Annotated in this window: 21 protein-coding genes; 17 read left to right on the top strand and 4 right to left on the bottom strand. The window is 35.9% G+C overall.

What is annotated here, in order from left to right; translation table 11 throughout:
• Nucleotides 1-519 precede the first annotated feature (519 nt).
• The 7 genes from gyrB to DRF65_RS12325 all read left to right on the top strand — a co-directional run bounded on the left by gyrB (nt 520) and on the right by DRF65_RS12325 (nt 9101).
• Entirely contained in the window at nt 520-2454 is a 1935-nt protein-coding gene (gyrB, locus tag DRF65_RS12300) for a DNA topoisomerase (ATP-hydrolyzing) subunit B (RefSeq protein WP_115971058.1), read from the top strand.
• Between the two features lie 83 nt (nt 2455-2537).
• Nucleotides 2538-2960, top strand: coding sequence for a DUF5684 domain-containing protein (locus DRF65_RS12305; RefSeq protein WP_115971059.1), 423 nt, complete (start codon nt 2538-2540; stop codon nt 2958-2960).
• Complete coding sequence (locus DRF65_RS29115; protein ID WP_262511436.1) at nt 2953-3078, top strand: hypothetical protein; 126 nt, start codon at nt 2953-2955, stop codon at nt 3076-3078. The genes DRF65_RS12305 and DRF65_RS29115 overlap by 8 nt, the downstream gene beginning before the upstream one ends.
• 369 nt (nt 3079-3447) lie before the next feature.
• Entirely contained in the window at nt 3448-5340 is a 1893-nt protein-coding gene (locus tag DRF65_RS12310; RefSeq protein WP_115971060.1) for a DUF3857 domain-containing transglutaminase family protein, read from the top strand.
• A 2-nt stretch (nt 5341-5342) separates the two neighbouring features.
• Nucleotides 5343-7274 carry a transglutaminase-like domain-containing protein gene (locus DRF65_RS12315; RefSeq protein WP_115971061.1) on the top strand — a complete coding sequence of 644 codons (1932 nt, stop codon included), beginning with the start codon at nt 5343-5345 and terminating at the stop codon, nt 7272-7274.
• Between the two features lie 103 nt (nt 7275-7377).
• Nucleotides 7378-8205 (top strand): DUF3298 and DUF4163 domain-containing protein, encoded by an 828-nt coding sequence (locus DRF65_RS12320; protein ID WP_115971062.1) that lies wholly within the window; start codon nt 7378-7380, stop codon nt 8203-8205.
• A gap of 44 nt (nt 8206-8249) precedes the next feature.
• Nucleotides 8250-9101: a diacylglycerol/lipid kinase family protein gene (locus tag DRF65_RS12325; RefSeq protein WP_115971063.1), complete on the top strand. Its 852-nt coding sequence runs from the start codon at nt 8250-8252 to the stop codon at nt 9099-9101.
• A 119-nt stretch (nt 9102-9220) separates the two neighbouring features.
• Here the strand turns inward: DRF65_RS12325 and DRF65_RS12330 are convergent, their stop codons facing one another.
• On the bottom strand, nt 9221-10501 hold the full coding sequence (locus tag DRF65_RS12330) for a dicarboxylate/amino acid:cation symporter (protein ID WP_115971064.1): 1281 nt from the start codon (nt 10499-10501) through the stop codon (nt 9221-9223).
• Nucleotides 10502-10687: 186 nt separating this feature from the next.
• Complete coding sequence (gene ggt / locus DRF65_RS12335; RefSeq protein WP_115971065.1) at nt 10688-12376, bottom strand: gamma-glutamyltransferase; 1689 nt, start codon at nt 12374-12376, stop codon at nt 10688-10690.
• Between the two features lie 317 nt (nt 12377-12693).
• Here ggt and DRF65_RS12340 point away from each other — a divergent pair, with 317 nt between their 5' ends.
• The 4 genes from DRF65_RS12340 (at nt 12694) to DRF65_RS12355 (ending at nt 18179) form a co-directional block, all read left to right on the top strand.
• A complete protein-coding gene (locus DRF65_RS12340) occupies nt 12694-15534 on the top strand; it encodes a TonB-dependent receptor plug domain-containing protein (RefSeq protein ID WP_115971066.1) in 2841 nt (946 codons plus the stop codon).
• A 201-nt stretch (nt 15535-15735) separates the two neighbouring features.
• Nucleotides 15736-16701 (top strand): NAD-dependent epimerase/dehydratase family protein, encoded by a 966-nt coding sequence (locus tag DRF65_RS12345; protein ID WP_115971133.1) that lies wholly within the window; start codon nt 15736-15738, stop codon nt 16699-16701.
• An 84-nt stretch (nt 16702-16785) separates the two neighbouring features.
• Complete coding sequence (locus DRF65_RS12350; protein WP_115971067.1) at nt 16786-17538, top strand: polysaccharide deacetylase family protein; 753 nt, start codon at nt 16786-16788, stop codon at nt 17536-17538.
• A gap of 8 nt (nt 17539-17546) precedes the next feature.
• Nucleotides 17547-18179 carry a hypothetical protein gene (locus tag DRF65_RS12355; RefSeq protein WP_123947333.1) on the top strand — a complete coding sequence of 211 codons (633 nt, stop codon included), beginning with the start codon at nt 17547-17549 and terminating at the stop codon, nt 18177-18179.
• 55 nt (nt 18180-18234) lie between these two features.
• On the opposite strand, the gene DRF65_RS12360 is transcribed toward DRF65_RS12355, so the two are convergent.
• Both DRF65_RS12360 and DRF65_RS12365 read right to left on the bottom strand, forming a co-directional pair.
• Nucleotides 18235-19440: a metallophosphoesterase gene (locus DRF65_RS12360; protein WP_115971069.1), complete on the bottom strand. Its 1206-nt coding sequence runs from the start codon at nt 19438-19440 to the stop codon at nt 18235-18237.
• Between the two features lie 70 nt (nt 19441-19510).
• Complete coding sequence (locus tag DRF65_RS12365) at nt 19511-20578, bottom strand: 3-oxoacyl-ACP synthase III family protein (protein WP_115971070.1); 1068 nt, start codon at nt 20576-20578, stop codon at nt 19511-19513.
• Nucleotides 20579-20678: 100 nt separating this feature from the next.
• Here DRF65_RS12365 and DRF65_RS12370 point away from each other — a divergent pair, with 100 nt between their 5' ends.
• The 6 genes from DRF65_RS12370 (at nt 20679) to rny (ending at nt 25297) form a co-directional block, all read left to right on the top strand.
• Nucleotides 20679-21248: a hypothetical protein gene (locus tag DRF65_RS12370; RefSeq protein WP_115971071.1), complete on the top strand. Its 570-nt coding sequence runs from the start codon at nt 20679-20681 to the stop codon at nt 21246-21248.
• Nucleotides 21249-21251: 3 nt separating this feature from the next.
• On the top strand, nt 21252-21983 hold the full coding sequence (gene ubiE, locus DRF65_RS12375) for a bifunctional demethylmenaquinone methyltransferase/2-methoxy-6-polyprenyl-1,4-benzoquinol methylase UbiE (RefSeq protein WP_115971072.1): 732 nt from the start codon (nt 21252-21254) through the stop codon (nt 21981-21983).
• 3 nt (nt 21984-21986) lie between these two features.
• Nucleotides 21987-22772, top strand: coding sequence for a type IX secretion/gliding motility protein PorT/SprT (gene porT, locus DRF65_RS12380; protein WP_115971073.1), 786 nt, complete (start codon nt 21987-21989; stop codon nt 22770-22772).
• Nucleotides 22773-22911: 139 nt separating this feature from the next.
• Entirely contained in the window at nt 22912-23214 is a 303-nt protein-coding gene (locus tag DRF65_RS12385; protein ID WP_115971074.1) for a hypothetical protein, read from the top strand.
• A complete protein-coding gene (locus tag DRF65_RS12390) occupies nt 23214-23501 on the top strand; it encodes a cell division protein ZapA (protein WP_089733225.1) in 288 nt (95 codons plus the stop codon). The genes DRF65_RS12385 and DRF65_RS12390 overlap by 1 nt, the downstream gene beginning before the upstream one ends.
• A 230-nt stretch (nt 23502-23731) precedes the next feature.
• Nucleotides 23732-25297, top strand: coding sequence for a ribonuclease Y (gene rny / locus DRF65_RS12395; RefSeq protein ID WP_185018824.1), 1566 nt, complete (start codon nt 23732-23734; stop codon nt 25295-25297).
• Nucleotides 25298-25309: the final 12 nt, after the last annotated feature.

Raw genomic sequence — 25309 nt, forward strand, 5'->3', positions numbered from 1 at the left:
ATTAATAAATATCAATTTTTTGTATTTTTTAAATAAATTATAAAATAATACAATTATGAGTGGCAGTATTTAATATTTATAACGCAAAAGATGATCTCTCAATAATAAAGAAGGCGGGCTTGAATTTGGAATCATACAAAAGGATCTTGAAAAAACATTTCCTATTTTTGGTTTTATTATAATTAAAAACGTTACAAATCAGTTAATTACGTTGGGTTTGTTTCAGTATTAACTGCAGTTAAAGAACGGAGAGCTGAAATACTGAAATAGAAGAAACTAAAATTTTTAACAAAGAATCAAAAGTCAAATGGAATTGAGAAACAGTTCCTTACGGCAAATAGTAAAACATTGATGTTTATTTTGAAAAAAGAATGCCAAGCTCACTTTTTCAATTATAAAATATAAGCAGATTTCGGTCTGTTTTCTTTATACTTTTTTGACACTTTTTAACTTTCATACCTCGAAAAAAATCACGATATTTGTAAGTCTTTGCATATAGCAGGATTTTTAATATTTAATATGAGTCAAAAACAATATACAGCTAGTAGTATTCAGGCATTGGAAGGAATGGAGCACGTACGTATGCGTCCTTCAATGTACATTGGTGATGTGGGATTAAGAGGTCTTCATCATTTGGTTTATGAAGTAGTAGATAACTCTATTGACGAAGCGTTGGCAGGATACTGCGACACGATCTTCGTTGCGATTAAAGAAGGAAACGGAATTGAAGTTAGCGATAACGGTAGAGGTATTCCGGTTGACTTTCACGAAAAAGAACAAAAATCTGCTCTTGAAGTTGTAATGACAAAAATTGGAGCCGGAGGTAAGTTTGATAAAGATTCTTACAAGGTTTCAGGAGGTCTTCACGGAGTTGGGGTATCGTGTGTAAATGCACTTTCCAATGAAATGATCACTACGGTTTACAGAGACGGAAATGTTTATCAGCAGATCTATTCCAAAGGAAAAGCACAAACAGGTGTTGAAGAAATTGGAAATAGTGACAAAAGAGGGACAAAGCAGTTTTTCCAGCCGGATGATACTATTTTTACAGAATTAGTTTACAATTATGATACTTTAGCAACTCGTTTAAGAGAGCTTTCTTACCTTAATAAAGGGATTACAATTACCCTTACAGATGAAAGAGAGAAATTAGAAGACGGTTCTTTCAAGTCGGAAATTTTCCATTCTGAAGGAGGATTAAAGGAATTTGTTGCCTATATCGATGGAAACCGTGAATCTATTATGGAGCATGTGATTTTCATGGAAGGAGAAAGAGATAATATTCCGGTAGAAGTAGCGATGCGTTACAATACTTCCTTCAATGAGAACTTACACTCGTATGTAAATAACATCAATACTCATGAAGGAGGTACTCACCTGGCTGGTTTCAGAAGAGCTTTAACGAGAACTTTAAAGAAATATGCAGACGAATTGGGACTTCCGGCAAAAGAAAAAGTAGAAATTACAGGAGATGACTTCCGTGAAGGATTAACCGCTGTAATTTCTGTAAAAGTAATGGAACCTCAGTTTGAAGGACAGACCAAAACGAAATTAGGAAATTCTGAAGTTTCTGGTGCTGTAGATAAAATTGTAGGGGAGATGCTTACTAACTTTTTGGAAGAGAACCCTAATGAAGCTAAAACTATTGTTCAAAAAGTAGTTCTCGCTGCAAAAGCAAGACAGGCAGCTAAAAAAGCGCGTGAAATGGTTCAGAGAAAATCTCCTATGGGAGGTTCTGGACTTCCAGGGAAATTATCTGACTGTTCATCAAAAGACCCGGCAGAATCTGAAATCTTCCTTGTGGAGGGAGATTCCGCAGGTGGAACAGCAAAACAGGGACGTGACAGACATTTCCAGGCTATTCTTCCATTAAGAGGTAAAATTTTGAACGTAGAAAAATCTATGCTTCATAAAGTATACGATAATGAAGAAATCAGAAATATCTATACTGCCCTTGGAGTTTCTGTAGGTACAGAAGAAGACAGCAAAGCATTGAATATGGTAAAGCTAAGATATCATAAGGTTGTTATTATGACCGATGCCGATATTGATGGATCTCACATTTCTACCCTGATTCTTACTTTCTTCTTCAGATATATGAAAGAACTTATTGAGAACGGATATATTTATATCGCTCAGCCACCTTTATATCTATTGAAGAGAGGAAACAAAAAAGTGTATGCTTATAACGAGAAAGAACGTGAAGAATTTACATTAGAAATGTCTCCGGATGGTAAAGGTGTTGAAGTACAGCGTTACAAAGGTCTTGGAGAAATGAACCCTGAGCAGCTTTGGGAAACAACTCTTAATCCTGAACACAGAATTTTGAAACAGGTAACGATTGATAATGCTGTAGAAGCAGACAGTGTTTTCTCAATGTTGATGGGAGATGAAGTTCCGCCAAGGAGAGAATTTATCGAGAAAAATGCGAAATATGCAAAAATTGATGCATAAACGTTTTTAAAATATCATAAAAAAGCTTCTAATTATTTAGAAGCTTTTTCTATATTTGGGGTAACCCAAAAAAAAATAATAATATGTTAACTCTTTTACAAACGGACCCCTACAACGGGGCAGATGCGGTTTCAGGTGCAGCCGCTGCAGGATTAGGGATTGGATCAATGTTCATGAGTTTAATCGTATATCTGTTCTACGGATATTGTATGTTCAAGATCTTTAAAAAAGCAGGCAGAGAAGATGCCTGGGCTGCTTTTGTTCCAATTTACAATGCTGTTGTCATGTTGGATATTGTGAAAAAACCAATATGGTGGATCATCTTATTCTTAATTCCATTCGTAAATCTTTATGCTGCTTGGGTTGTCAATGACAGACTGGCTAAAGGTTTTGGAAAAGAAACACCCATCTACACAATCTTGCTGTTTTTCTTTGGATTTATTTTTATTCCTGTACTGGGACTTGGAAGTGATACTTACGACAGTAAAAGAATCCCGAATGATTAAAAAACAAAAACAAGACTTCAGAAATGGAGTCTTTTTTATTGGAAAGCTGTTGTCTGTAGAATTAATTGTACTCTTTTATAAAAATAATTCTACAGGTTTTGAATTATATGGAGTGTAATTTATTTTAAATTTGAAATCGCAGACAATATGAAATTTACCATTTCATATGAAAAACATTTAATCTTAAATGATTGAAAAAGAAACATACACTCAATCCGTCATTTTTGTTTGTATATAGAAAACCTTTGATTATTTACAACCTTATTTAAGGTAGATTTAGGATAATACTTTTTAAGTATTAGTAGGGGCTCCATTGTATGGAGCTTTTTTTATTTCATTAATTTGGGAATTTATATTTTTTGTAAGTTGTTTTAAATCAGATTATTATAATTTAATTTAATTAAAATCTGTTTTTATTGAGTTATTTTTTTAAGTTTTCTTTAACAGTTATTAAGAATTTGTTATTTTTGCCCCAATATTAATAAACATGATGAAAATAGTATTTCTTGGGGCGTTATCAGCTGCTTCAATGTATTTTGCTCAAACCTATCCAGCTTCTTCAATTCCTGAAAATTTAAAGAAAAATGCCAATGTTGTCATCAGAAAAGATGTTACAACAGTTCAGATCAATAAAATTGATGAAATAAAGTACCAGTATAACACAGTAACTACGGTTTTAAATAAAGACGGTAATGAAAAAGCAGTGGCTTATATTCCTTATGACAAATCAAGAAGCATTTCTGATATAAAAGTTACCATATATGATGAATCCGGGAAAAAAATAAAAAGCTATTCCAAATCGGATTTTAGTGACTTTGCCAATAATACACAAGGCGTATTTTATTCTGATAACAGAGTTATGGTATTTACATATACTCCTGTTCAGTATCCCTATACAATTGATTTTTCTTACCAGTCTGAAAATAAGAATACTGTTTTTATTCCTGATTTTGTACCATTTTATTCTACCAATACTTCTTTGGAAGACGCGCAGATGAAGATTATCAATACCTCAGGAATTGATCTTCGAACCAAGATGTATCCGTCAAAGTATAATTATGCTTCAGTAATTGAAAACAGTAATGGGAATGAAAAAACATATTCTTACAAAAATGTTCCGGCAATAGATGATGCTTTGCTTATTCCGGAACCTGTTAAAATTTTACCTCATATAAGTTTTGCACTTGCAAAATTCAATCTGGCAGGAAAACAGGGAACTTTGAACAACTGGGCAGATTTTGGAACCTGGTATTATAACAATCTTGTTGAGCCGGTAGCGGTATCTACTCCGGCGATTAAGTCTGAAGTGGCAGCTTTACAGCTTCAGGGGTCTATAGAGGAAAAAGTAAAGAAGATCTACCAGTATATGCAAACTAAAACCAGATATATATATGTAGGACTGGGAATTGGAGGTTGGCTGCCAATGATGCCTGATGAAGTGCATAAAAAAGGATATGGAGACTGTAAAGGTCTTACCAATTATATGAAAACACTGTTGAATGAAGCCGGAATTCCCTCTTATTACTGCGTCATCAATTCAGGTCCTTCACAAGTGTCTTTTGATCCGGACTTTCCTAAGATGGGTGGAAATCATGCCATTTTAATGGTTCCCACAGAAAATGGAAATATCTGGCTTGAAAATACCTCACAGCAAACGGCATTTAATCATTTGGGTTACAGTACCACAGACCGAAATGTACTTTCCGTAAAGAAAAATGGGATAGAATTGATTAATACTCCGGTATATTCTGCAGATCAGAATAAGGAAAAGCAAAATCTGAAAATAAAAATAGCCGAGGATAACAGTATTACAGGGGAAGGAAGCTTTTTCTATACAGGAAATCAGTATGATAATAATCTTGGATTTGTAAATCTTACTCCGAAAGATAAAAATGATGCACTGAAAAAAAGATTTGATGTTTTAAACTTTGAAAAAGTTGAAATGAAAAACTTTACTAATGACAAAGATAAAGCCGTTATCACTTATGATATAGATTTCAAAACCAATAATTATTGTAAAAATGCCGGGAACAGTCTTATTTTCAGAGCAGTCCCGATATTCTCAGATAACATTTACAAAACAGATGAGAATCGTGAGCTGCCTTTTGAAATCAGACAGTCTTTTGCAGATGAGTATGAAATCAGTTTTGTGATTCCCAAAGGTTATAAAACAGATGAAACCCCCAATGATACCAGTATTAATTCAGAATTTGGCCAGTATAAGCTGAGTTTTGTTAAAAACGGGGAAGAAATAAAAGTGGTAAGGAAGATCCAGATCAATAAAGGAGCATATCCAAAAGAAAAATACAATGACTATGTAGGATTCAGGAAAAAAATAATCAATATGGATAACTCAAAAATTTTAATCACAAAAATATAAATATGAAAAAAATAATAGTGCTGATCGTATGTTCAGCGAATGTAATGCTGATCAAAGCTCAGAAACATGAGTTTTTGAACCCGCCAAAGTTTTCCGATACAGATCTTTCTAAGCTCAAATCAGTATTGGATGAAAATGCACCGGCGGAAATTTTATACAAATCAGCTCATTTTATACTGGATAATTCCACCGGAAATCTGCATAAAAAATATTTTTACAGGGTTAAAGTTTATGACAAGGACAAAGCAGAAGATTGGCTGAATCTGGAAGTCCCCCTTTATCAGTCAGGTACAGATAAGGAAACATTGGGGAAGTTCAAAGCTTTTACCTATAATCTTGAAAACGTAGCTACAGTTCCTGTAAAAGTTGAGAAAAGTTCACAATATAAAAGCAAAGAAAGTAAACATATCAATATCACTAAATTTGCATTTCCCAATGTGAAAAATGGTTCCGTATTAGAATACCAGTATGAGATCATATCACCGTTTGCATATATCATTCCTGAATTTCTGATTGAAACGGATACGCCGTCTCTTTATACGGAATATGTACTTGATGCTCCTATCAATGTTGCTTATAGTATCAATTATACAGGAGCTTTGGCACCTAAACATAGAACTATTGAGGATCAGACTATTTTTGGCGCTCAGTATAAAACCTATAGATTCGGATATGAGAATTTAAAAGGTTTCAAAACCGAAAAATTTGTAAGAAACGACAGGAATTACAGAACCAAAATAAGTGCAGAGCTTCATTCTACCAATTTTAAAGAGCTTAAGCAATACTCCTCCTCCTGGGACCAGATCAGTAAAAGACTGTATGAAAATGAAGATTTTGGTGATGAACTGAAGATGACAAAGTTAGCAAAAGACAATATGCCTGCAGGAGTACTGGAGATGAAAACCAGTCTTGAAAAAGCCAATGCCATATTTTCCTATGTACAAAAAACATTCACCTGGAATAAAGAAAGAGGAATTTATACAGATAATGGTATCAAAAAGCTGCTGGAAACAAAAGTAGGAAACGCGGCGGAAATTAACCTGTATTTGGTTATGCTTCTTCGTGAGGCAGGGCTGAAGGCAGAGCCAATGGTGATTTCTACAGTAGATAACGGATTGATTAATCTGGTTTCACCTAATATCTCTAACATGAATTTTGTCCTTGCATCAGTGGGTATGGCTGAAGGGTATCATCTTTATGACGCTACTTCCAAACAGTCTTTAATAGATGAACTTCCTTTGCGAGACTGGAATCAGTATGGAGTTGTAATGACTAAGACTAAAGCGATACAGCTACAGATGGAAAACAGAAAGAAAAGCGACACTTTCCTGACTGTTGATGCAAAGCTTAATGATGACGGTAGTATTTCCGGTTCTTATTCAGATAAAGATACAGGCGCTATTGCGATGTATGTAAAAGATAATTATGATGAAAATCCTGAAAAATATAAAAAACAGTATAAAGAGAACTTCTCAGTAGATTTTACAGGGATTGATTCAAAAGTACTGGATAACGGAGATTTTGAAAGCACAATGAAGTTTTCATCCTCCAATCTGATAGACAGGATAGGGAAGAAGCTGATCATCAATTCCATGTTGTTTTTAAATAAAGCTTCCAATGAATTTGATCAGACTGAAGAAAGAAAATATTCAATTGACTTTGGTGCGCCTACCATGAAAGTCAAAAAAGTAATCCTTGAAATTCCTGAAGGGTATACGATTGAAGAAATGCCGAAAAATAAAAAGATCGTGACAGATGATAAAGAGATAGAATACAGTTATACCATCGAACAAAAAGGGAATAAGCTAGAAATAACTTCCACTACGAAAATCGCCAGTGCAGATTATCCTAAAGAATATTATCCCGCATTCAAACAAATCTGGGGGGTAGCTTCCAAGCAGGAAAATCAGGTTATCAGCTTAGTGAAGAAGTGATTATGATTGCTGTTTGGCAGGTATTTCATTAATTTGAATAAATTTTTTTAAAAACCATTCATCTTTTGAATGGTTTTTGTATTAAATACCAAAAATTAAAATTATGAAAAATACGCTTGCCGTTCTTGTACTTTCTTCATTCTTTGTTTTTACTGCCTGTAAGAAAAATGAAACGGCAGAGACATCTACGGAGAAAAATGAAAATAAAAAAGCAGAAGAATTTGTAATAGATTCAGTAATAGTAAAAGATTCCACTAAAGTTACAGATTCACTAAAACTTACTTATACTTCCAAGTTGCTGGTATTTCCCGGTATAAAAGATAAAAGCCTCTTAGACAGTATCTATTTCCAGAATAATAAAATAAAAGACTTTTCCAAGGCCGGACTTCAGGCTTACCTGGAGAATGAAAAAAATAATTATTTCAGTTCTGTAAAAAATGATAATAAAGATTGGGCTTCAGATATTGCATATGCTCAGGACTGGTATTCCAGCTCTCACATGAATCTTATATCCAATACCAATGGGTATTTACATATTCAGTATACAGGAAGCGGATATGAAGGAGGCGCACATGATAATTATGGGTTTTCAGAAAGAATCTTTGATCTTAAAAACAATAAAAAATTAGAATTAAAAGATATTACTTCCACTCCAAAAGCTAAACTTGAAGCCATGCTGATGAAAAATATCGATAACATCAACAGCGGAACAATGGATGGAGACGGAAGTGTAAAAAATTCTGAAATGTTGTTAGTAGAAAAAATTCCAGCTTCAAACAACTTCTATTTTGATGACAAAAATCTGTATTTTCACTACAGTCCGTACGAAATTGCGGCATTTGCAGCAGGAGATATCACAATTCCTATTTCATGGGAAGAGTTGAAAGGCACCTTAAATGCAGAATTTAAAGAAAGAATGAAAATTAAATAACTTAATGCTTCCGGGTTCAGGAAGCATTTTCTATTTTTGCGGTAATGGAAAAAGTAGCTTTTATCATCAATCCTTTTTCGGCCAAAAAGAATTATCAGCCGTTTTTGAATGAACTTAAAAATAAGGTTGGTAATCCTTTGTATTATGTCTCCGAATCTATTCCGGGAACAGACGAATTTATCAAAACACATTTTGATAACGTTGATATTTTTGTAGCTATCGGAGGTGATGGAACTATTTCCACCGTAGCCAAGAATCTGATATCTACAGATAAAATACTGGCAATCTTCCCGGCAGGCTCAGGAAATGGATTTTCTAATGAAACCCGTTTCAGTAAGAATCTGGATGAGCTTTTAGAGAAAATAAAGGCCAAGCAATCCAGAAAGATTGATACATTTACCGTTAATGACAGACTTTCCATTAATGTTTCGGGAACAGGTTTTGACGGGAAAGTGGTAAAAGAGTTTGAAAAGACCAGCCGCGGTTTCAAAAACTATATCAAAGTCTCATTGAAGACCTTCTTCAACTATCGACCTATCAAGGTTACTTTTTTTGATGAAGAATACAAACAGTACAACGGGAGATACCTAATGCTGAATGTCGCTAACACCCGCCAGTTTGGGAATAATGCCTATATCGCACCCAACGCAAGCAAAAGCGATGGACTGGTAGATATGGTTTTGGTTAAAAAATTTCCACTAACCTATTCTGCATTATTTGCTTTCAGAATGTTTACAAAGAGATTAAAGGATGATGAATATGTTACCTATCTTCCGGTTTCAGAAATTTCATTTAAAGTAAATACTAAAAACTGGCATCTTGATGGTGAATTTAATAAGATAGAATCACCGGTTCACGTGAAAGTACAACCGGCAAGCCTGAATATTCTGGTTTAAGTTCAAACAAAGTCTAAAATTGTAGGTGGATTATTTACCTTAGATGTTGGTTAAGTCTGTTGTTTCATTCATTATTTGTTTGTAAAGCAACACCTATTATTAGTATTTACAGGTAAAAATTACTCTTCCAGCTGTTTTTCAATTTTAGAAGGATGATCCAAACAATAGTGTAACTGATCTTTATCTAATTGTTTTTCCCAATTAGCCACAACAACAGTTGCTACAGAGTTACCGATAACATTCGTTAAGGCACGGCATTCACTCATAAATTTATCAATCCCTAGAATCAAAGTCATTCCGGCGATTGGAATTTCCGGAACTACGGCTAAAGTTGCTGCCAATGTTACAAACCCCGCTCCGGTAACACCTGCCGCACCTTTTGAACTTAACATGGCGACTAAAAGAAGCATCAGTTGTTTTTCTATTGGAAGATGAATATTGAGAGCCTGCGCAATAAATAAAGATGCAAGAGTCATATAAATATTCGTTCCATCGAGATTGAAAGAATAGCCTGTAGGAACTACAAGACCTACTATCGTTCGTGAGCAGCCTGCCTTTTCCATTTTCTCCATGATTCCCGGAAGGGCAGACTCTGAAGAACTCGTTCCCAAAACCAAAAGTAGTTCTTCTTTGAGATAAAATAGCAGTTTAAAGATATTAAACCCATTGTACCAGGCTACTGCTCCTAACACCAAAATAACAAAAAGGAAAGAGGTAATATAGAAGGTAGCTACCAGAAATATAAGATTTAACACAGAATGAAGTCCGTATTTTCCTATGGTAAATGCCATTGCTCCAAAAGCGCCTATTGGGGCAAGCTTCATCAGAATATGAACGATTTTGAATATCGGGGCAGACAGATTCTGAAGAAAATCAGTTACTTTCTGGCTTTTTTCCTTTGTTAAAACCAATGCAACCCCCATTAAAATAGCTACAAGAAGGACCTGAAGAATATTATCACCTACCAAAGGGCTGAAAAGAGTTTCAGGAATAATATTCATAATAAATCCGGTAAGCGTAGATTCGTGAGCTTTCTCCTGATATTCTGAAACATTTCCGGTAAGCGTAGCCGGGTCAATATTTAAACCATGGCCAGGTTGTAAAAGATTTCCAACCACAAGCCCGATAATAAGAGCCAGGGTAGAGAAAGTGAAGAAATAAATCATTGCTTTTACAGCAATTCTTCCTACCTTTTTGAGATCAGTCATATGGGCAATTCCCAGCGTAAGAGTAATGAAGATTACCGGAGCGATGATCATTTTTACCAATTTGATAAAGCCATCTCCTAAAGGCTTCATTTTTTCTCCTGATTCCGGATAAAAGTGTCCCAGGAGAATACCAATACTAATGGCTATAATAACCTGAAAATAAAGCTGATTGTATATCTTTTTTGCTTTCAATGAACAGTCGTTTTATTTTTAAGGGTGAAAATTAATAAATTTCATCATGAAAACTGATAAAAGTCATAAAAATTAATCTGTAGCTTTAGATGTTGGCTGATATAAAAAAAGCTTCGGCTTCATTCCATATCGATAATCTTATCTTTAGAATGAAGCCGAAGCTATATTGAAGTATGAAAAGAATAATTATTCCACTGCTACAGAATCATCTCCGCGGCCGTCTGCAACAGCATGAATATTGCCGTTCTCATCCATAACAATCATTTCAGTTTTCCCGATCTGTTTGATCTTTTCAATGGTGTAATTTTTCTTTTGCAGCTCAGCAATAGTACTTTCCGGGAAGTTGTTTTCTACTTTTATGGTTTCCGGAAGCCACTGATGATGAAACTTAGGCGCGTTTACCGAAATATTCGCGTTTAGTTTAAAATCAACAACATTTACAATAGACTGATATACTGAAGTAGGAATAGTAGTTCCTCCAGGGGTTCCCACTACCATATAGGGTTTTCCGTTCTTAAGCAGAATTGTAGGGGTCATAGAAGAAAGCATTCTTTTATTTGGCTGAATGGCGTTGGCTTCTCCGCCTACTGCTCCAAACATATTCGGAACTCCTGGTTTAATCGAGAAATCGTCCATTTCATTATTTAAAAAGAAACCGGCTCCAGAGACTAAAACTTTACTTCCATAATATCCATTCAGGGTAGTTGTTACAGAAGCGGCATTTCCATCCTTATCAAGAACCGAAATATGAGTCGTTTGGGTGGATTCTTTAGGCTGTTCTATGATTTTTCCTACTTCTGCACTTGGAGTAGCCTTATTAAAGCTGAAGCTTTTCCATCTGCCTTTTAAATATTCATTGGAGATCAGATAAGAGGTTTTATCCTGAATGAAATCCGGATCACCCATGTATTCGGCCCTGTCAGCAAAAGCTCTTCTTTCCGCTTCTGTCATGATTTGAACAGCCTGCGTAGAGTTTTGCTGGTATTTTTCAAGGTTTTCAAAACTTGCCATTCTCAACATCTGGGCAAGAAGCAGGCCTCCGCTGGAAGGTAAGGGCATTGAAACCACATTATTTCCTTTATATTCAAATTCCAGAGCTTTTCTTTCTGCAACTTTATAGTTTTTAAGGTCTTCTAAAGTAATGATTCCGTTCCCTCTCTTCATTTCTGCAATAAGGAGGTCTGCTGTTTTACCTTCATAGAATCCCCTGGCTCCCAGTTTCTGGATCAGTTTTAATGTTTCAGCAAGATCTTTCTGTATTAAAAGATCTCCTGCTTTCCATGGAGCATCCTTTACAAAAACGATAGCCGATTTATTATGTTTCTTAAAATGTTCTCTATTATTGTTAAGCATATCAGCTTCCTGTTCTGTAATGGCAAATCCCTGTTCTGCCAGATCAATAGCGGGCTGAATGATCTTTTCCATCGGAAGTTTACAGTATTTCATTGTAGCAAAGAATCCTGCGACACTTCCTGGAATACCTACCGCCAGGCGTCCGTTTTGAGACAGATCAGTGTTGGCTTTTCCGTTTTTATCCAGATACATGTCCCTGGATGCTTTTTTAGGAGCGGTTTCTCTGTAATCCAGAGTGAATTTTTCACCATTATTTTTTACTCCCACTAGAAATCCGCCACCACCAATGTTTCCGGCCTGCGGATAGACTACTGCCAGTGCGTATTGAGTAGCTGTAATGGCATCGTAGGCATTTCCACCCATTTTAAGGATTTTAGCTCCAGCTTCACTGGCTAATGGATGTGCAGATACTACCACACCTTTATTCTTAACCTTTACTTCTTTTACAATGTTGATATCTGTAAACTGAGCCCAGCTAAGCTGGCTGGCTAATATGATCGACGCAATTAAGATCTTCTTCATATGATTGTTTTCTTTATAGCAAAATTACCGATTTTTATGTAAATCATTGGTGGTGATTATCCTAATGAATATTTTTTTTGTTTTTTTCTTCTGTTTAAAATAGTAAGATATATTCATGACGAGTTTTGCTGTACACTTATAAATGCAGTAAAGTGTATTTTTTTTTAAATTTCAAATTATTTGTATTAAAATTTAAGTTAAATTAATTTTAATTTATCAAATATTGCTTTTTATTAATTTATTGTTAATTAATATTCTGATTTAATTCATAATATTTATATTTTTATGGCATTATTTGATATATTTAAAAATACAAAATGAGAAAAAAATACCAAAAAATTACTTCTTTAGGGGTGCTATTCTTTGTTTCAGCTAATGTATATGCCCAGACGGGTGATACCATAAAAGTGAAAACTGTAGATGAAGTAAAGATTACTGTGGGTTCCAGAAATAAAAGCAGAGTAGCTACAGATACACCGGTTCCCGTTGATGTTATCAATATTGGGTCACAATCTGTTCTTAGCCCACAAATGGATCTTAATCAGATCTTAAATTATGCAGCTCCCTCTTTTACTTCCAATTCTACAACTGTAGCAGATGGAACAGATCATGTAGATCCTGCTCAGTTGAGAGGATTGGGGCCGGATCAGGTGCTTGTATTGCTGAACGGAAAAAGAAGGCATACTTCATCACTCGTCAATATCAATGGTTCGCCGGGAAGAGGTTCGGTTGGAACAGACCTTAATGCAATTCCTGCTTTTGCTATTGAAAGACTTGAGGTACTGAGAGACGGTGCTTCTGCACAATACGGATCTGATGCCATAGCAGGAGTAATTAATGTCATCATGAAGAAAAATACAAATAATCTTACAGCAGCAATTACCGCTGGTGGGTTCAATTCAAAAGGAGCAAATGATCACCGTGGTGGTTGGGATGGAGGAAAATATCAGTTAGATTTGAATTATGGTGCAAAATTGGGCACAACAGGATTTTTGAATTTTACGGCAAGTTTTCTGAACAGAGGAGCAACAGGAAGAGCGGGAACAGCTACGGGAGATATTTTTAATGCTTATAATGCAATTGAGCAACGAGCTCTTGAAAACGGTGTTGATATCAATTCTTTATTTGGAAATATTGGGAATACTTCCAACACCCAGCAGATCATTAATTACATTCATCAATATGCTCCCTATGTAAATTATTTTAGCCCTGCAATGTTAACCAGCATACAGAATGCCGGAACGATTCCTGAATTACAATCGATTTTAAAAGCGGATGTCACAGGTAATGAATTAGCTTACAGAGGACTTGAAAGAAATGATTTTAATATGCGTGTAGGACAGTCTAAGTTAGGATCAGGGCAGTTTTTTGTGAATTCTGAATTTGATATTTCTCCCTCCGTTCGCGGATACGCTTTTGGAGGTCTTTCTTACAGACAGGGAAATGCGGCAGGATTTTACAGAAGGCCCAATCAGAGCCGGACACCTACTTCACTTTATCCAAACGGTTTTCTGCCGGAAATTGCTTCTGATGTGATTGATCTTTCTTTAGCGGCCGGTTTTAAGGGAAAAGTTGGGAAAGTAAGCTATGATATTAGCAATACCTTCGGACAAAATACTTTCGATTATACGATAAAAAATACGGCCAATACTTCGATGTTAGGCTCAAAAAAAAGCGAATTCAGAGCGGGAGGTTTGGGTTTTTTACAGAATACCATTAATGCAGATTTTGATACTAAGTTTGACTGGCTGAAAGGATTTAATGTAGCTTTTGGTGGAGAGGTAAGATTGGAACGGTATAAAATTGAAAGTGGAGAAGAGGCTTCATGGGCTCTTTATGATATTAATAGAAATATACAGACTCCGGGAACTCTAGCTTCGTTAAAACCAACGGATTTTATGGGGGCAACAAGACCAGGAGGGGCTCAGGTATTTCCCGGTTTCAGACCAGAGAATGCATTGAAAAAAGGGAGAAGCTCTGTAGCAGCTTATCTTGATACTGAATTAGATGTTACGGATCGTTGGTTGCTGAGTGCAGCGTTGAGATATGAGAATTATTCAGATTTTGGTTCTACATTTAATTATAAAGTAGCTACCAGATATAAGCTTACCCATAATATCAATATCAGGGCTGCTCATTCTACCGGATTCAGGGCGCCTTCCTTGCAGCAGATTTACTTTAATGCAACAGCAACTCAATTTGTTGGAGGGACAGCTTTTGAGGTAGGAACCTTTTCTAATGATTCTAATGTGGCGCAGACTTTAGGAATTCCACAACTGAAACAAGAAGAGTCGAAGAGTTTTTCAGTAGGTTTTACAGCGAAAATTCCACAGGCTAATCTGACATTTACAGTAGATGGATATTATATTAAAATAAAAAATAGAGTGGTGTTAACGGATCAATTTTCTAGGCCTGCAGGAACTTTTCCAGCTGGGAGTCCTGAAAATAATCTTCAGCAAGGTTTTGACCGGGCGAATGCTAATGCAGCAACATTCTTTGCCAATGCTATTGATACTCAAACGAAAGGTGTCGAGGGGGTGATTTCTCACAGGTTTAAAGCTTCTGAAAAAGTATCTCTGAACACTGATTTAGCAGTAACGGTATCTAAAACTAATAGAGTGGGAGATATCCATGGTTCAGATATTTTGATTAATGCCGGGCAGGTCAACCGTTATTATTCTGAGACCAGCCGTGTTTATCTTGAGGAGGCAGTGCCAAGGTTTAAAGCCTCGCTTAACAATTCTTTGGAATTTAATAATTTTAGTATTCTTCTAAGGAATGTGTATTTTGGTAAGGTTACTGATCCTAATACAACGGATGTAAATGGTGATGGAGTGGTAGACAGTAGTATTATTAATGGGCAAGTAGTGCCTACTGAGCACCCGGTATGGGCGGCTAAAATAATTACGGACCTTTCTGTTGGGTATAAATTTACAAAAGAACTTCGGGTAACTATCGGGGCGAATAACTTGTTGGATATTTATCCTGATAAAAATTATGGACCAAAATCTCTAAATACGCCATCTGTGGATGCTTCGGGGAAACCTATTAGCAGTATAGATCTCTCAAATCAGGATCAGTTTATATATTCCAGAAATGTTTCTCAGTTTGGAATGAATGGAAGATTTCTTTTTGTAAGATTGAATCTGAGTTTTTAAGGTAAGTAAATTAATGGTATTGATTGATAGTGGTTTATAATTGATTGGGAGTGTTGTTATTTGATTTCAAATACTCTCATTTAAGCTCAATCTTTATAATAATTTCCTATACAAAACCAAAGGTGTATTTTTAAATACACCTTTATTATTATGGTTGACATGTTTTTTTTACTTTTGTACAATTCTAAAAAAAATCTGAAAATGGAATCCTATACGGAAAGAATACTGATTACGGGTGCTTTGGGACAAATCGGCACCGAGCTTACCAATAGACTTGTTGAAATTCACGGAGCGGAAAATGTTGTCGCTTCAGGTCTGGACAGATGGCAGGAGGGGATTACCTCTGCGGCGCACTATGAGAGAATGGATGTTACCAATACTCAATTAGTAAGGCAGATCGTTAAAGATTATGACATTACTACAGTGTATCACTTAGCATCGCTTTTATCCGGGACATCGGAAAAGCAGCCTATTTTCGCCTGGAAACTAAATCTAGAGCCCCTTCTTCATTTTTGTGAAATGGCTAAAGAAGGACTTCTTAAAAAGATCTTCTGGCCGAGTTCTATCGCGGTGTTTGGAAAAGGAATTCCAAAGCATGATGTAGGACAGGACGTAGTACTGAATCCAACAACCGTGTACGGAATCTCAAAAATGGCAGGGGAGAAATGGTGTGAATATTATTTCGATAAACATGGAGTAGACGTAAGAAGTATCCGATACCCTGGATTGATCTCTTGGAAAACTCCGGCAGGTGGTGGAACTACTGATTATGCTGTTGAAATTTTCTACAAAGCAATTGAAGACGGAAAATATACAAGCTTCATTTCCGAGGATACAGGAATGCCAATGTTGTATATGGATGACGCAATCAATGCTACCTTAAAATTAATGGATGCTCCGAAAGAAAGTGTAACGGTTCGTTCATCTTATAATCTGGGAGGAATGTCATTTACTCCGAAAGAATTGGCTGAAGAAATCAAGAAAGAAATCCCGGATTTCAGCATTGAGTATAACCCGGATTTCAGACAGGCAATTGCAGATTCATGGCCAGCTTCCATTGATGATTCTGTAGCGAAAAAAGACTGGGGACTGACTTACGATTTCGGAATTTCTGAAATGACGAAAGACATGATCAAGAATCTTAAAGTAAAATTAGCTAAGAATTAATAATATAAAGTAATACTTTAATTGACTGTTATTTTAACTTCTGATTAATAATATATTATGTATTTTATCTAAAATTTAATTTAAATGATATTATTAACTTTTAACATCGCAAATATTGAGGCTGCTGCAAAAAACGGAGCTCATATTACTGATGAAGTAAGGTTGAAAATCACGGCAGAGAATACGAAGGCAATTCTTAGAATTTTAGATATTCATGATACGAAAGCCAGCTTTTTTGTGGAGATTTCTCTCGCTGAAAAACTGCAGAATCTTATAAAAGCAATTTCATCCCAAGGGCATGAAATTGCTTTTTATAATAAAAGCTCAAGTCTTGAGGAAATTGAAAATGCCAAGAAGAACATTCAGGACCTTCTGGAAAAACAGATCAGGGGAATTCGTCAGAAAGATGTAAAAATTTCACAGGAAAGTCTGAAGCTTTTGGAGTTCAATTATGTCTCCAATATCGACAATGCAAATATCCTTTTTCCATTCAAACGTCTGAAAAGAGATACTGAAATTACAGAAGAGGACGGATTGAGTATTGTGCCGGAAAGTATCTCACCATACAGTCAGCTGCCTTACAATGATTTTGTATTCCAGATTCTGCCGATGAAGTATTATCAGAATATGGTGTTGGAAACATTGCAGAATGAAGAATTTGTTCTGATTTATCTTAATATCTGGCAGTTTACAGATTTCAATAAACATCGTTTTGATATTCCGTTTTACAGAAGTTTATTTTCGGGCAAAAAAATGGAGGACAAACTGGAAGCTTTTCTTTCCTTTATTAATGAAAGAGAAATGGCTACTTCCCGTATGAAAGATTATATATTTTAACATTTCGAATGATGATAAAACCTGTGTTGCAATTACCCAAAACCATCCGTTTTCTTAATGAGAATGAACTTCCAGGGAACAACCTGCCTGTCTTTAAAAGATGGGAGGAGAGCAAGAATGCAAATATCGTTGAAGGGTATACTTTGACTCTTAAAGATAATAATCCTGATAATAATGCTTTGGGGTTCAGGTTTTATGCAGAGATTAATATAGATAATCCGAAGCTTTGGGCCTTGATGTTAGCATTGTCAGAAACCCTTCCTGATGAAGTTGCTTTTCTGTTTGGACATGTAGATTTTGACTTAAACTATGGGAATTATCAGGACAAAGAAGGAACGCTGGATTTTATTACCCAATATCAGTATGAATTAGCCGAAGATGCTTTTATCAATTATGGATTGATTTATAATGATGAAAAAACTCTTATTGAGGTATTTGTGGATGAAAGCAAATATGTTAAATACTGGGGAGTTGATGAAGGATGGTTCAGGGCAATAATGGAAGAATTCGGACTGAAAGAGGTAAAAGGACTTGAATTTGTAGATGAATATCCGAAAGTCCGCGAAGTTTTAACTGTTTTAGATGAAAAAGCACTTGATTCAAAGTCACTTATTGAACTGTTTGCTCAAAAGTACCTTTAAACCAAATGCTGTTATTTTTGTTGGAAATGAGAATGTATCCGTATCTTATATTCCTTTAGCTCAATTCGAAAAGAGTAATTTCCGGTAAAACGCCAACTCTTCCCGGGTATCCCAATACTCCGAATCCTCGGTTTACATACAGTAACTTTCCTTCACTTTCATAAAGGTCTGCCCATTTCGGATAGCGATACTGAACAGGTGACCATTTTACATTTTTAAGATCCAGTCCAAACTGCATCCCGTGAGTGTGCCCTGAAAGGGTCAGATGAATGTCTTTAGGGTGTTTTTTTACCACATAATCAAAATGGCTAGGGTCATGGCTCATTAAGATCTTTGTTGCGGATTCAGGAACCCCTTTTAAGGCATCATCAATTTTTCCAAACTGAGGGAAAGGTTTCAGTCCCCAGTTTTCAACCCCAAGGATGTAGATTTTTTCTCCGTTTTTCTCAATCACTCTATGTTCGTTTCTTAACATATCAAAGCCAGCCTGTTTTTCATAATCGATCAGGGTGTCAAGGTTTTTCTTTTTAGCATCAGAAGAAGGCCATGTTACGTAATCAGCATAATCGTGGTTTCCTAATACAGCAAACTTGCCGTCTTTAGCCTTAATTTGTGAAAATAAAGGAATGAAGGGTTTGAATTCATCGGCTACATTATTTACCATATCTCCGGTAAATAAAACGAGGTCAGGCTTTTGTTCATTGATAAGATCAACAGCATGTTGCAATTTGCTTGGGTCAGGAAAACTTCCACTGTGTACATCAGAGATCTGAATGATTTTATATCCCTTGAAACTTTTTGGGAGATTAGGGAATTTTACTTTCACTCTTCTTACTTTGTGACGGTATTTCCCGAATGTAATTCCGTCTATGAACAGGGCTGAAAGTACACCGCTCATTCCCAATCCTACAAGACTCAAAAATTTACGTCTTTCCGGAAAGAAGTTTTCAGAAGGTTTTGCGAATCCTATCAGATAGCCCCCGAATCTGATAATGTCATCAATCAATAAAAATAAAACTACAAAAATTTTGGGAAGAATAAAAATCAAAAATAATGAAATCATAATTTGGGCTCTTGCAGTACTTCTGTCTGATCTTTGATAATGAGTGACCTCATAAGCAAAAATCCCATATACAGCTAAAGATAGTACCCAATATCCGATTCTTATCCATGAATTATCAGTAAGAGTTCTGATAGCCTGATAAATATACACTTCCAGGAACAGGAAGATTCCGGCGATGATTAAAAAATTTTTTTGCATATTCTGATTCAAAAAAAGCACAAAAGAAGACTTCCTTTGTGCTTTTTATATATTTTAATTAAAATTATTTTTAAGGAAATCTGTAAACAATAGCATTGATGTTCATTCCGGCACCTACCGAAGTCATGACAATGTTACCATTCTCTTTAAACGAATGACCTTCCATTTTTCCTTTAATTATTAAATCATACATTGTAGGAATGGTTGCAACAGAAGTGTTTCCAAGGTTTTGAATCGTCATAGGAGAGATTGCGTGATCATATTCTTTCACATCATAAAGTCTGTGAAGTCTTTCGATCATTGCATAGTCCATTTTAGCATTAGCCTGGTGGATAAGGATTTTGTCGATATCTTCAATAGAAAGACCTGCATCTGTAATAGTGTCTTTGATCGCTACAGGTACATTTTTAAGAGCGTATTCATAGATTTTTCTACCTAACATTCTTACATATAAACGTTTTTGATCTACCTCTTTGTTGATTGAAGGTTGGTTTTCAAGATAGTTTAATTCAGGACCATTATCGCAAATTGTATTGTGAGCAATAATCCCTACATTTTCTTCATCTGTTGCTTTTACAACTACTGCACCTGCTCCGTCAGCAAAAATCATTCGGTTTCTGTCATAAGGATCAGTTACACGGCTTAATGTTTCAGCCCCAATAATAAGAATAGTTTTGGCTGCTTTAGCTTTAATCAGGTTGTCCGCTAAAATCATACCCTCTACCCATCCCGGGCAACCGAAAATCATGTCATAGGTTACACATTTTCTGTTTTTAATCCCCAGTTTATTCTTCACTCTTGCTGCCATTGTTGGCATGAAGTCTGCGTAGCCGTTCTCAGTAACTTCCCCGAAATTACTAGCGTAAATAATGTAATCCAGCTCTTCGCCGTCTACTTTTGCATCCTCAAGGGCAATTTTTGCGGCTTTATAACCGATCTGTGAGTTGGAAAGATCATCCTCAATGAATCTCCTGTTTTCGATTTCTGTAATTTCTACAAACTTCGCAATGGTTTCTTCAACAGGCTTTTCAATCTTTACTCCGTCTTCAGTGTAGAACTCGGAATTCATGAAGTAATCTCTACCAATAACTCTGTTCGGGATGTAAGATCCAGAGCCAATAATGATCGTATTCGGCATTCGTTTATATGATTTTTTAAAGATGCAAAGTTAATAATTAATATTAATAACAGAGAATTAAAAATATTATTAAATTTGCAAAAATTGTACTTTACAATCTATGAAAAACAACCCATCCTTAAAAGGCTTACTTATTGCAGGTGTGGCGTTTATCGTTGCCTTTGGGATCTACTTCCTTTTTTTAGCCAAGAAGAATTATTATGTGGTAGATAATCCTACCCCGAACACGTATTACTTTAAAATCAATAATGGTTCTGAAGGAGTTATATCAGCGGGGCAGTATGTGCATGTGGATTTGAATAAGGGAAAAAACTCTATTCAGGTTTTCGATCAGAATAAAAAAATGCTTTATGATTCAGCATTTGAAGTAAACAAACTTCGTGGTCTGCTCAACATTGCTCATCAGGATTACTACGTGAATGACCAGTACTACGGGTATAACCTTAAAAAAGATTCGTTATTAACGGCTCTTGACAAAACCGTTATTGACGGAAAGGATTACTACGGAGGAGCAAAGCGTTTCAATAAGCTTTACACAGAAGATTTTTACTACAATGTAGATGAAGATTATGACAAAGTGATCAAGAATGTCCAGCAAGTGGAATCAAGATCAAAGGTTTTCAGAAAGCAGGATTACCTAAATTATTATAAAGAATATTACAAGTTTTAAGTTTTGACAAAAGATATCACTAAAGTTACTCCCTACAATTCGGAGGCTACTAAGAAGAGCCAGGTAGAGGATATGTTCGACAATATTGCGCCGAAATATGACCTTCTGAACCGTGTTTTATCCATGAAAATTGACATTTTATGGAGAAATAAACTGGTAAAATGGATGAAAAATGATAACCCGCAGGAAGTGCTGGATGTGGCTACAGGAACGGGAGATCTGGCAATTACCATTGAAAAAGGAACCGGTTCAAAAGTAGTTGGTTTAGATTTATCACAACAAATGCTCAATGTTGGCGTTATTAAAATAAAAAAACTTAAATTAGACGGCAAAATTTCCATGCAAAAAGGAGATGCAGAAAATTTACCTTTCGAGGACAATAGATTTGATGCTGTTTCCGTTGCATTTGGAGTAAGGAATTTTGAGAACCTTCCCAAAGGTTTGGCAGAGTTAAGAAGAGTAGTTAAAGATAACAAGAGTGTTTATATACTGGAGTTTTTAAAGGTTGAGGGTTTGATGGGACCATTTTATATGTTTTATTTCAAAAATATATTACCTGCAATAGGTAGGCTGGTTTCCAAAGATAATAGGGCGTATACATACCTTCCGGATTCTGTAAATGCTTTTCCTTTCGGGGAGAAGATGAAGCAAATTCTTTTAGATACGGGATTTAAGAAAGTTGAATATAAAAAATTAAGTTTAGGTATAGCCACAATTTATAAAGCAACAAAGTAACCTATGAATAAATTTCTATTAAAAGCACTGGTTTTAACCTCAGTAAATGTTGCCGTTTTTGCAAACGCGCAATTTAGAACCCGAAACAGAATGGATAAGTTGGAAGATTTCGACGAGCAGAAATTCAGTTGGGGTTTTTATTTGAACGGGAACAAACTGGACTACCGCATCGTATTAAATTCCACTTATGGGATGGATGGTAATCAGAATCTTGTGACCAGCACTAAAGAAAGCTACAGCTTCGGTGCCGGGCTTATCGCAAAATGGAGGCTGAATGATTATCTTGACGTAAGGATAGAGCCGGGGTTACAGTTTGCACAAAGACAGTTGACTTTTAATACACAAGTCAATGATAGATTTTCAGGTGGATCTACCACCAATCCTATTTTTACACCGATCCCTTTACAGGAAAAAGATAAAATAAGAGATATTAAATCTACATTGGTTGATATTCCGGTACTTTTGGAACTTCATGGGCGAAGATGGTATAATTCAAGACCTTATGTTGCTGCAGGGGTAAACTATGTGGTGAATCTACAGTCGAACTCCAGTTCCACAGATGACAATATGCAGCAGATCTTTAGAACTACAACACATAATTTTGCATGGTCTGCAGAAATGGGAATTCAGTTTTATTTCAATAAATTTAAGCTGACACCTGCCATCAGAGGAACCTTCTTTATGAACAATGAAAAAGTAGCTGATAACGCTACTACACCTCCTTACTGGGCTTCTGCCGTTTCTACATTACAGACAAGAGCTGTGATGTTTGTACTGAAATTTGAATAAGAAATTATCATTTTAAAAATACTCAGGAGATGCTTTTGCATCTCCTTTTTTGTTGAGATACCAAAATATAGGACTTTTTATTTTTGTTAGTGTTAATATTTTTTTATTTTTGCTTCTAGTTAGAATATACAAACCTGAAATGCTTCAAGATTTAGAAAACAATTTTTCAGAATTAGAGAGAAAAATTTTGGCTCTGCAAAAGAATTACAGAAATCTTACTGAAAAGTTATCGGAATTAAGTAGTGAGCATGACGAGCTGAAGATAAGATATGATGAGGAAAGAAGAAGAAATCAGGTATTAGCAGAAGAACAAAAAAATATAAAACTTTATTCAGCAATATCAGGGAATCCTGAACACAATAGGTTAATGAAAAATCATATCAACAGATTGGTGAAAGAAATTGATTTCTGTATTGCTCAGCTTCAAAACAGTGGATTATAATGGAGGTAAGGAGAATAACCGTCAATATTGCAGGAAGAGTATATCCGCTGAACGTACCGGCAGCAGAGGAAGAAACTTTGCGTAAAGTAGGGAAGCAGATCGAGAATATGATTAAAGATTTTGAACAGAACTTCGATGTAAGAGATAAACAGGATGCTTTGGCAATGTGTGCCCTGAAACTGGGAACCAATGCAGAAGTAGTTTCTCTTAACTACGAAAAAAATATTAATTCAACCAACGAGAGATTAGAACAGATTAATCAATCGTTGAATGAAATCGGGAAATAGATTTTTTTTCCTGAACAAGCTGCCTACAATAATTCTAACACATTAAAGGTAAACTCAACGCTAAACAATTACCGAACAAATGTCCTCTGAATGGCGTGCCGGTCTTCCGGATTACAGACAGTGGAAATCAGTTCAAATCGTGTTGATTAGGAGTTTACTCTCAATCCCTGGATTATTGTGGGCTTTTTTTATTTAAAGGATATGAATACAATTAAAACTCAATATACATTATGATAGAAGTTATAGTCGGTGTTGTTTGTTTAGTAATTGGTGCAGTGGTGGGAATACTCTTCTCAAAAAGCTCTCTGAATACTAAGGCAAAATTTATTATAGATGATGCCAAGAAAAACGCCGAAAACCTTATAGAAAAAGCTAACGTACAAGCTGAATCCATAAAGAAAGAAAAGAATCTGCAGGCTAAGGAAAAATTCCTTGAGCTGAAGTCACAGCATGATGCAGACATTCAGTCCCGCGAAAAGAAAATGCAGGAAACTGAAAAAAGAACGAAGGACAAAGAGCACAAGCTGAACGACGAACTTAGCAAGACTGGAAAACTTGAAAAAGATCTTGACAGACAGATTGCAGATTACGCTAAGAAGAACGAGATTTTAGACAGAAAACAGCAGGAGTTAGATATAGCAACTACCAAGAAAGTGGAAATCCTTGAAAAGATCTCTAACTATACCGCTGATGAAGCTAAAGCTGAATTGGTAGAAACAATGAAAGCTGAAGCGAAAACAAGAGCACAGGCACATGTTCAGGGTATCATGGAGGAAGCTCAGATGAATGCTAAGAATGAAGCTAGAAAAATTGTTATTCAGACCATTCAGAGAATCGGAACAGAGCAGGCTATCGAAAACTCAGTATCAGTATTCAACATTGAATCTGATGAAGTGAAAGGTAGAATCATCGGTAGAGAAGGTAGAAACATCCGTGCTTTAGAAGCCGTAACAGGAGTTGAAATCATCGTGGATGATACGCCTGAGGCAATCCTTCTTTCATGTTTCGATCCGGTAAGAAGAGAGATCGCAAGACTATCCCTTCACAGATTGGTTACTGATGGTAGAATTCACCCGGCAAGAATCGAAGAAGTGGTGGAAAAAACAAGAAAACAAATCGAAGAGGAAATCATTGAAGTTGGTAAGAGAACAATCATTGATTTAGGAATCCACGGATTACACCCTGAATTGATCAAGATCGTAGGTAGAATGAAATACCGTTCTTCTTACGGGCAAAACTTATTACAGCACTCAAGAGAAGTTGCGAACATTGCTGCAACAATGGCTGCTGAATTAGGATTGAACGTTAAATTAGCCAAGAGAGCAGGTCTTTTACACGATATCGGTAAAGTTCCTGAGCAGGAATCAGAATTACCACACGCATTATTAGGAATGCAGTGGGCTGAGAAATACGGTGAAAACCCAGAAGTGGTAAATGCTATTGGAGCTCACCACGACGAAATTGAAATGAAGTCTCTATTATCTCCGATCATTCAGGTTGCCGATGCTATCTCAGGAGCAAGACCGGGAGCAAGAAGACAGGTATTGGAGTCTTATATCCAGAGACTGAAGGATCTTGAATCTGCAGCATTAAGCTTTGATGGAGTATCAAGCGCTTATGCAATTCAGGCAGGTAGAGAGCTTAGAGTAATGGTAGAGAGCGGAAAAGTAAACGACGAAGTAGCTTCTCAGCTGTCTTACGATATCTCAGAAAAGATTCAGAACGAACTTACTTACCCTGGACAGGTAAAAGTAACCGTAATCAGAGAAACAAGAGCCGTGAATATTGCAAGATAATAAACGGATCAA

The sequence above is a fragment of the Chryseobacterium pennae genome, assembly GCF_003385515.1.
In the GTDB taxonomy this organism is placed as follows: domain Bacteria; phylum Bacteroidota; class Bacteroidia; order Flavobacteriales; family Weeksellaceae; genus Chryseobacterium; species Chryseobacterium pennae.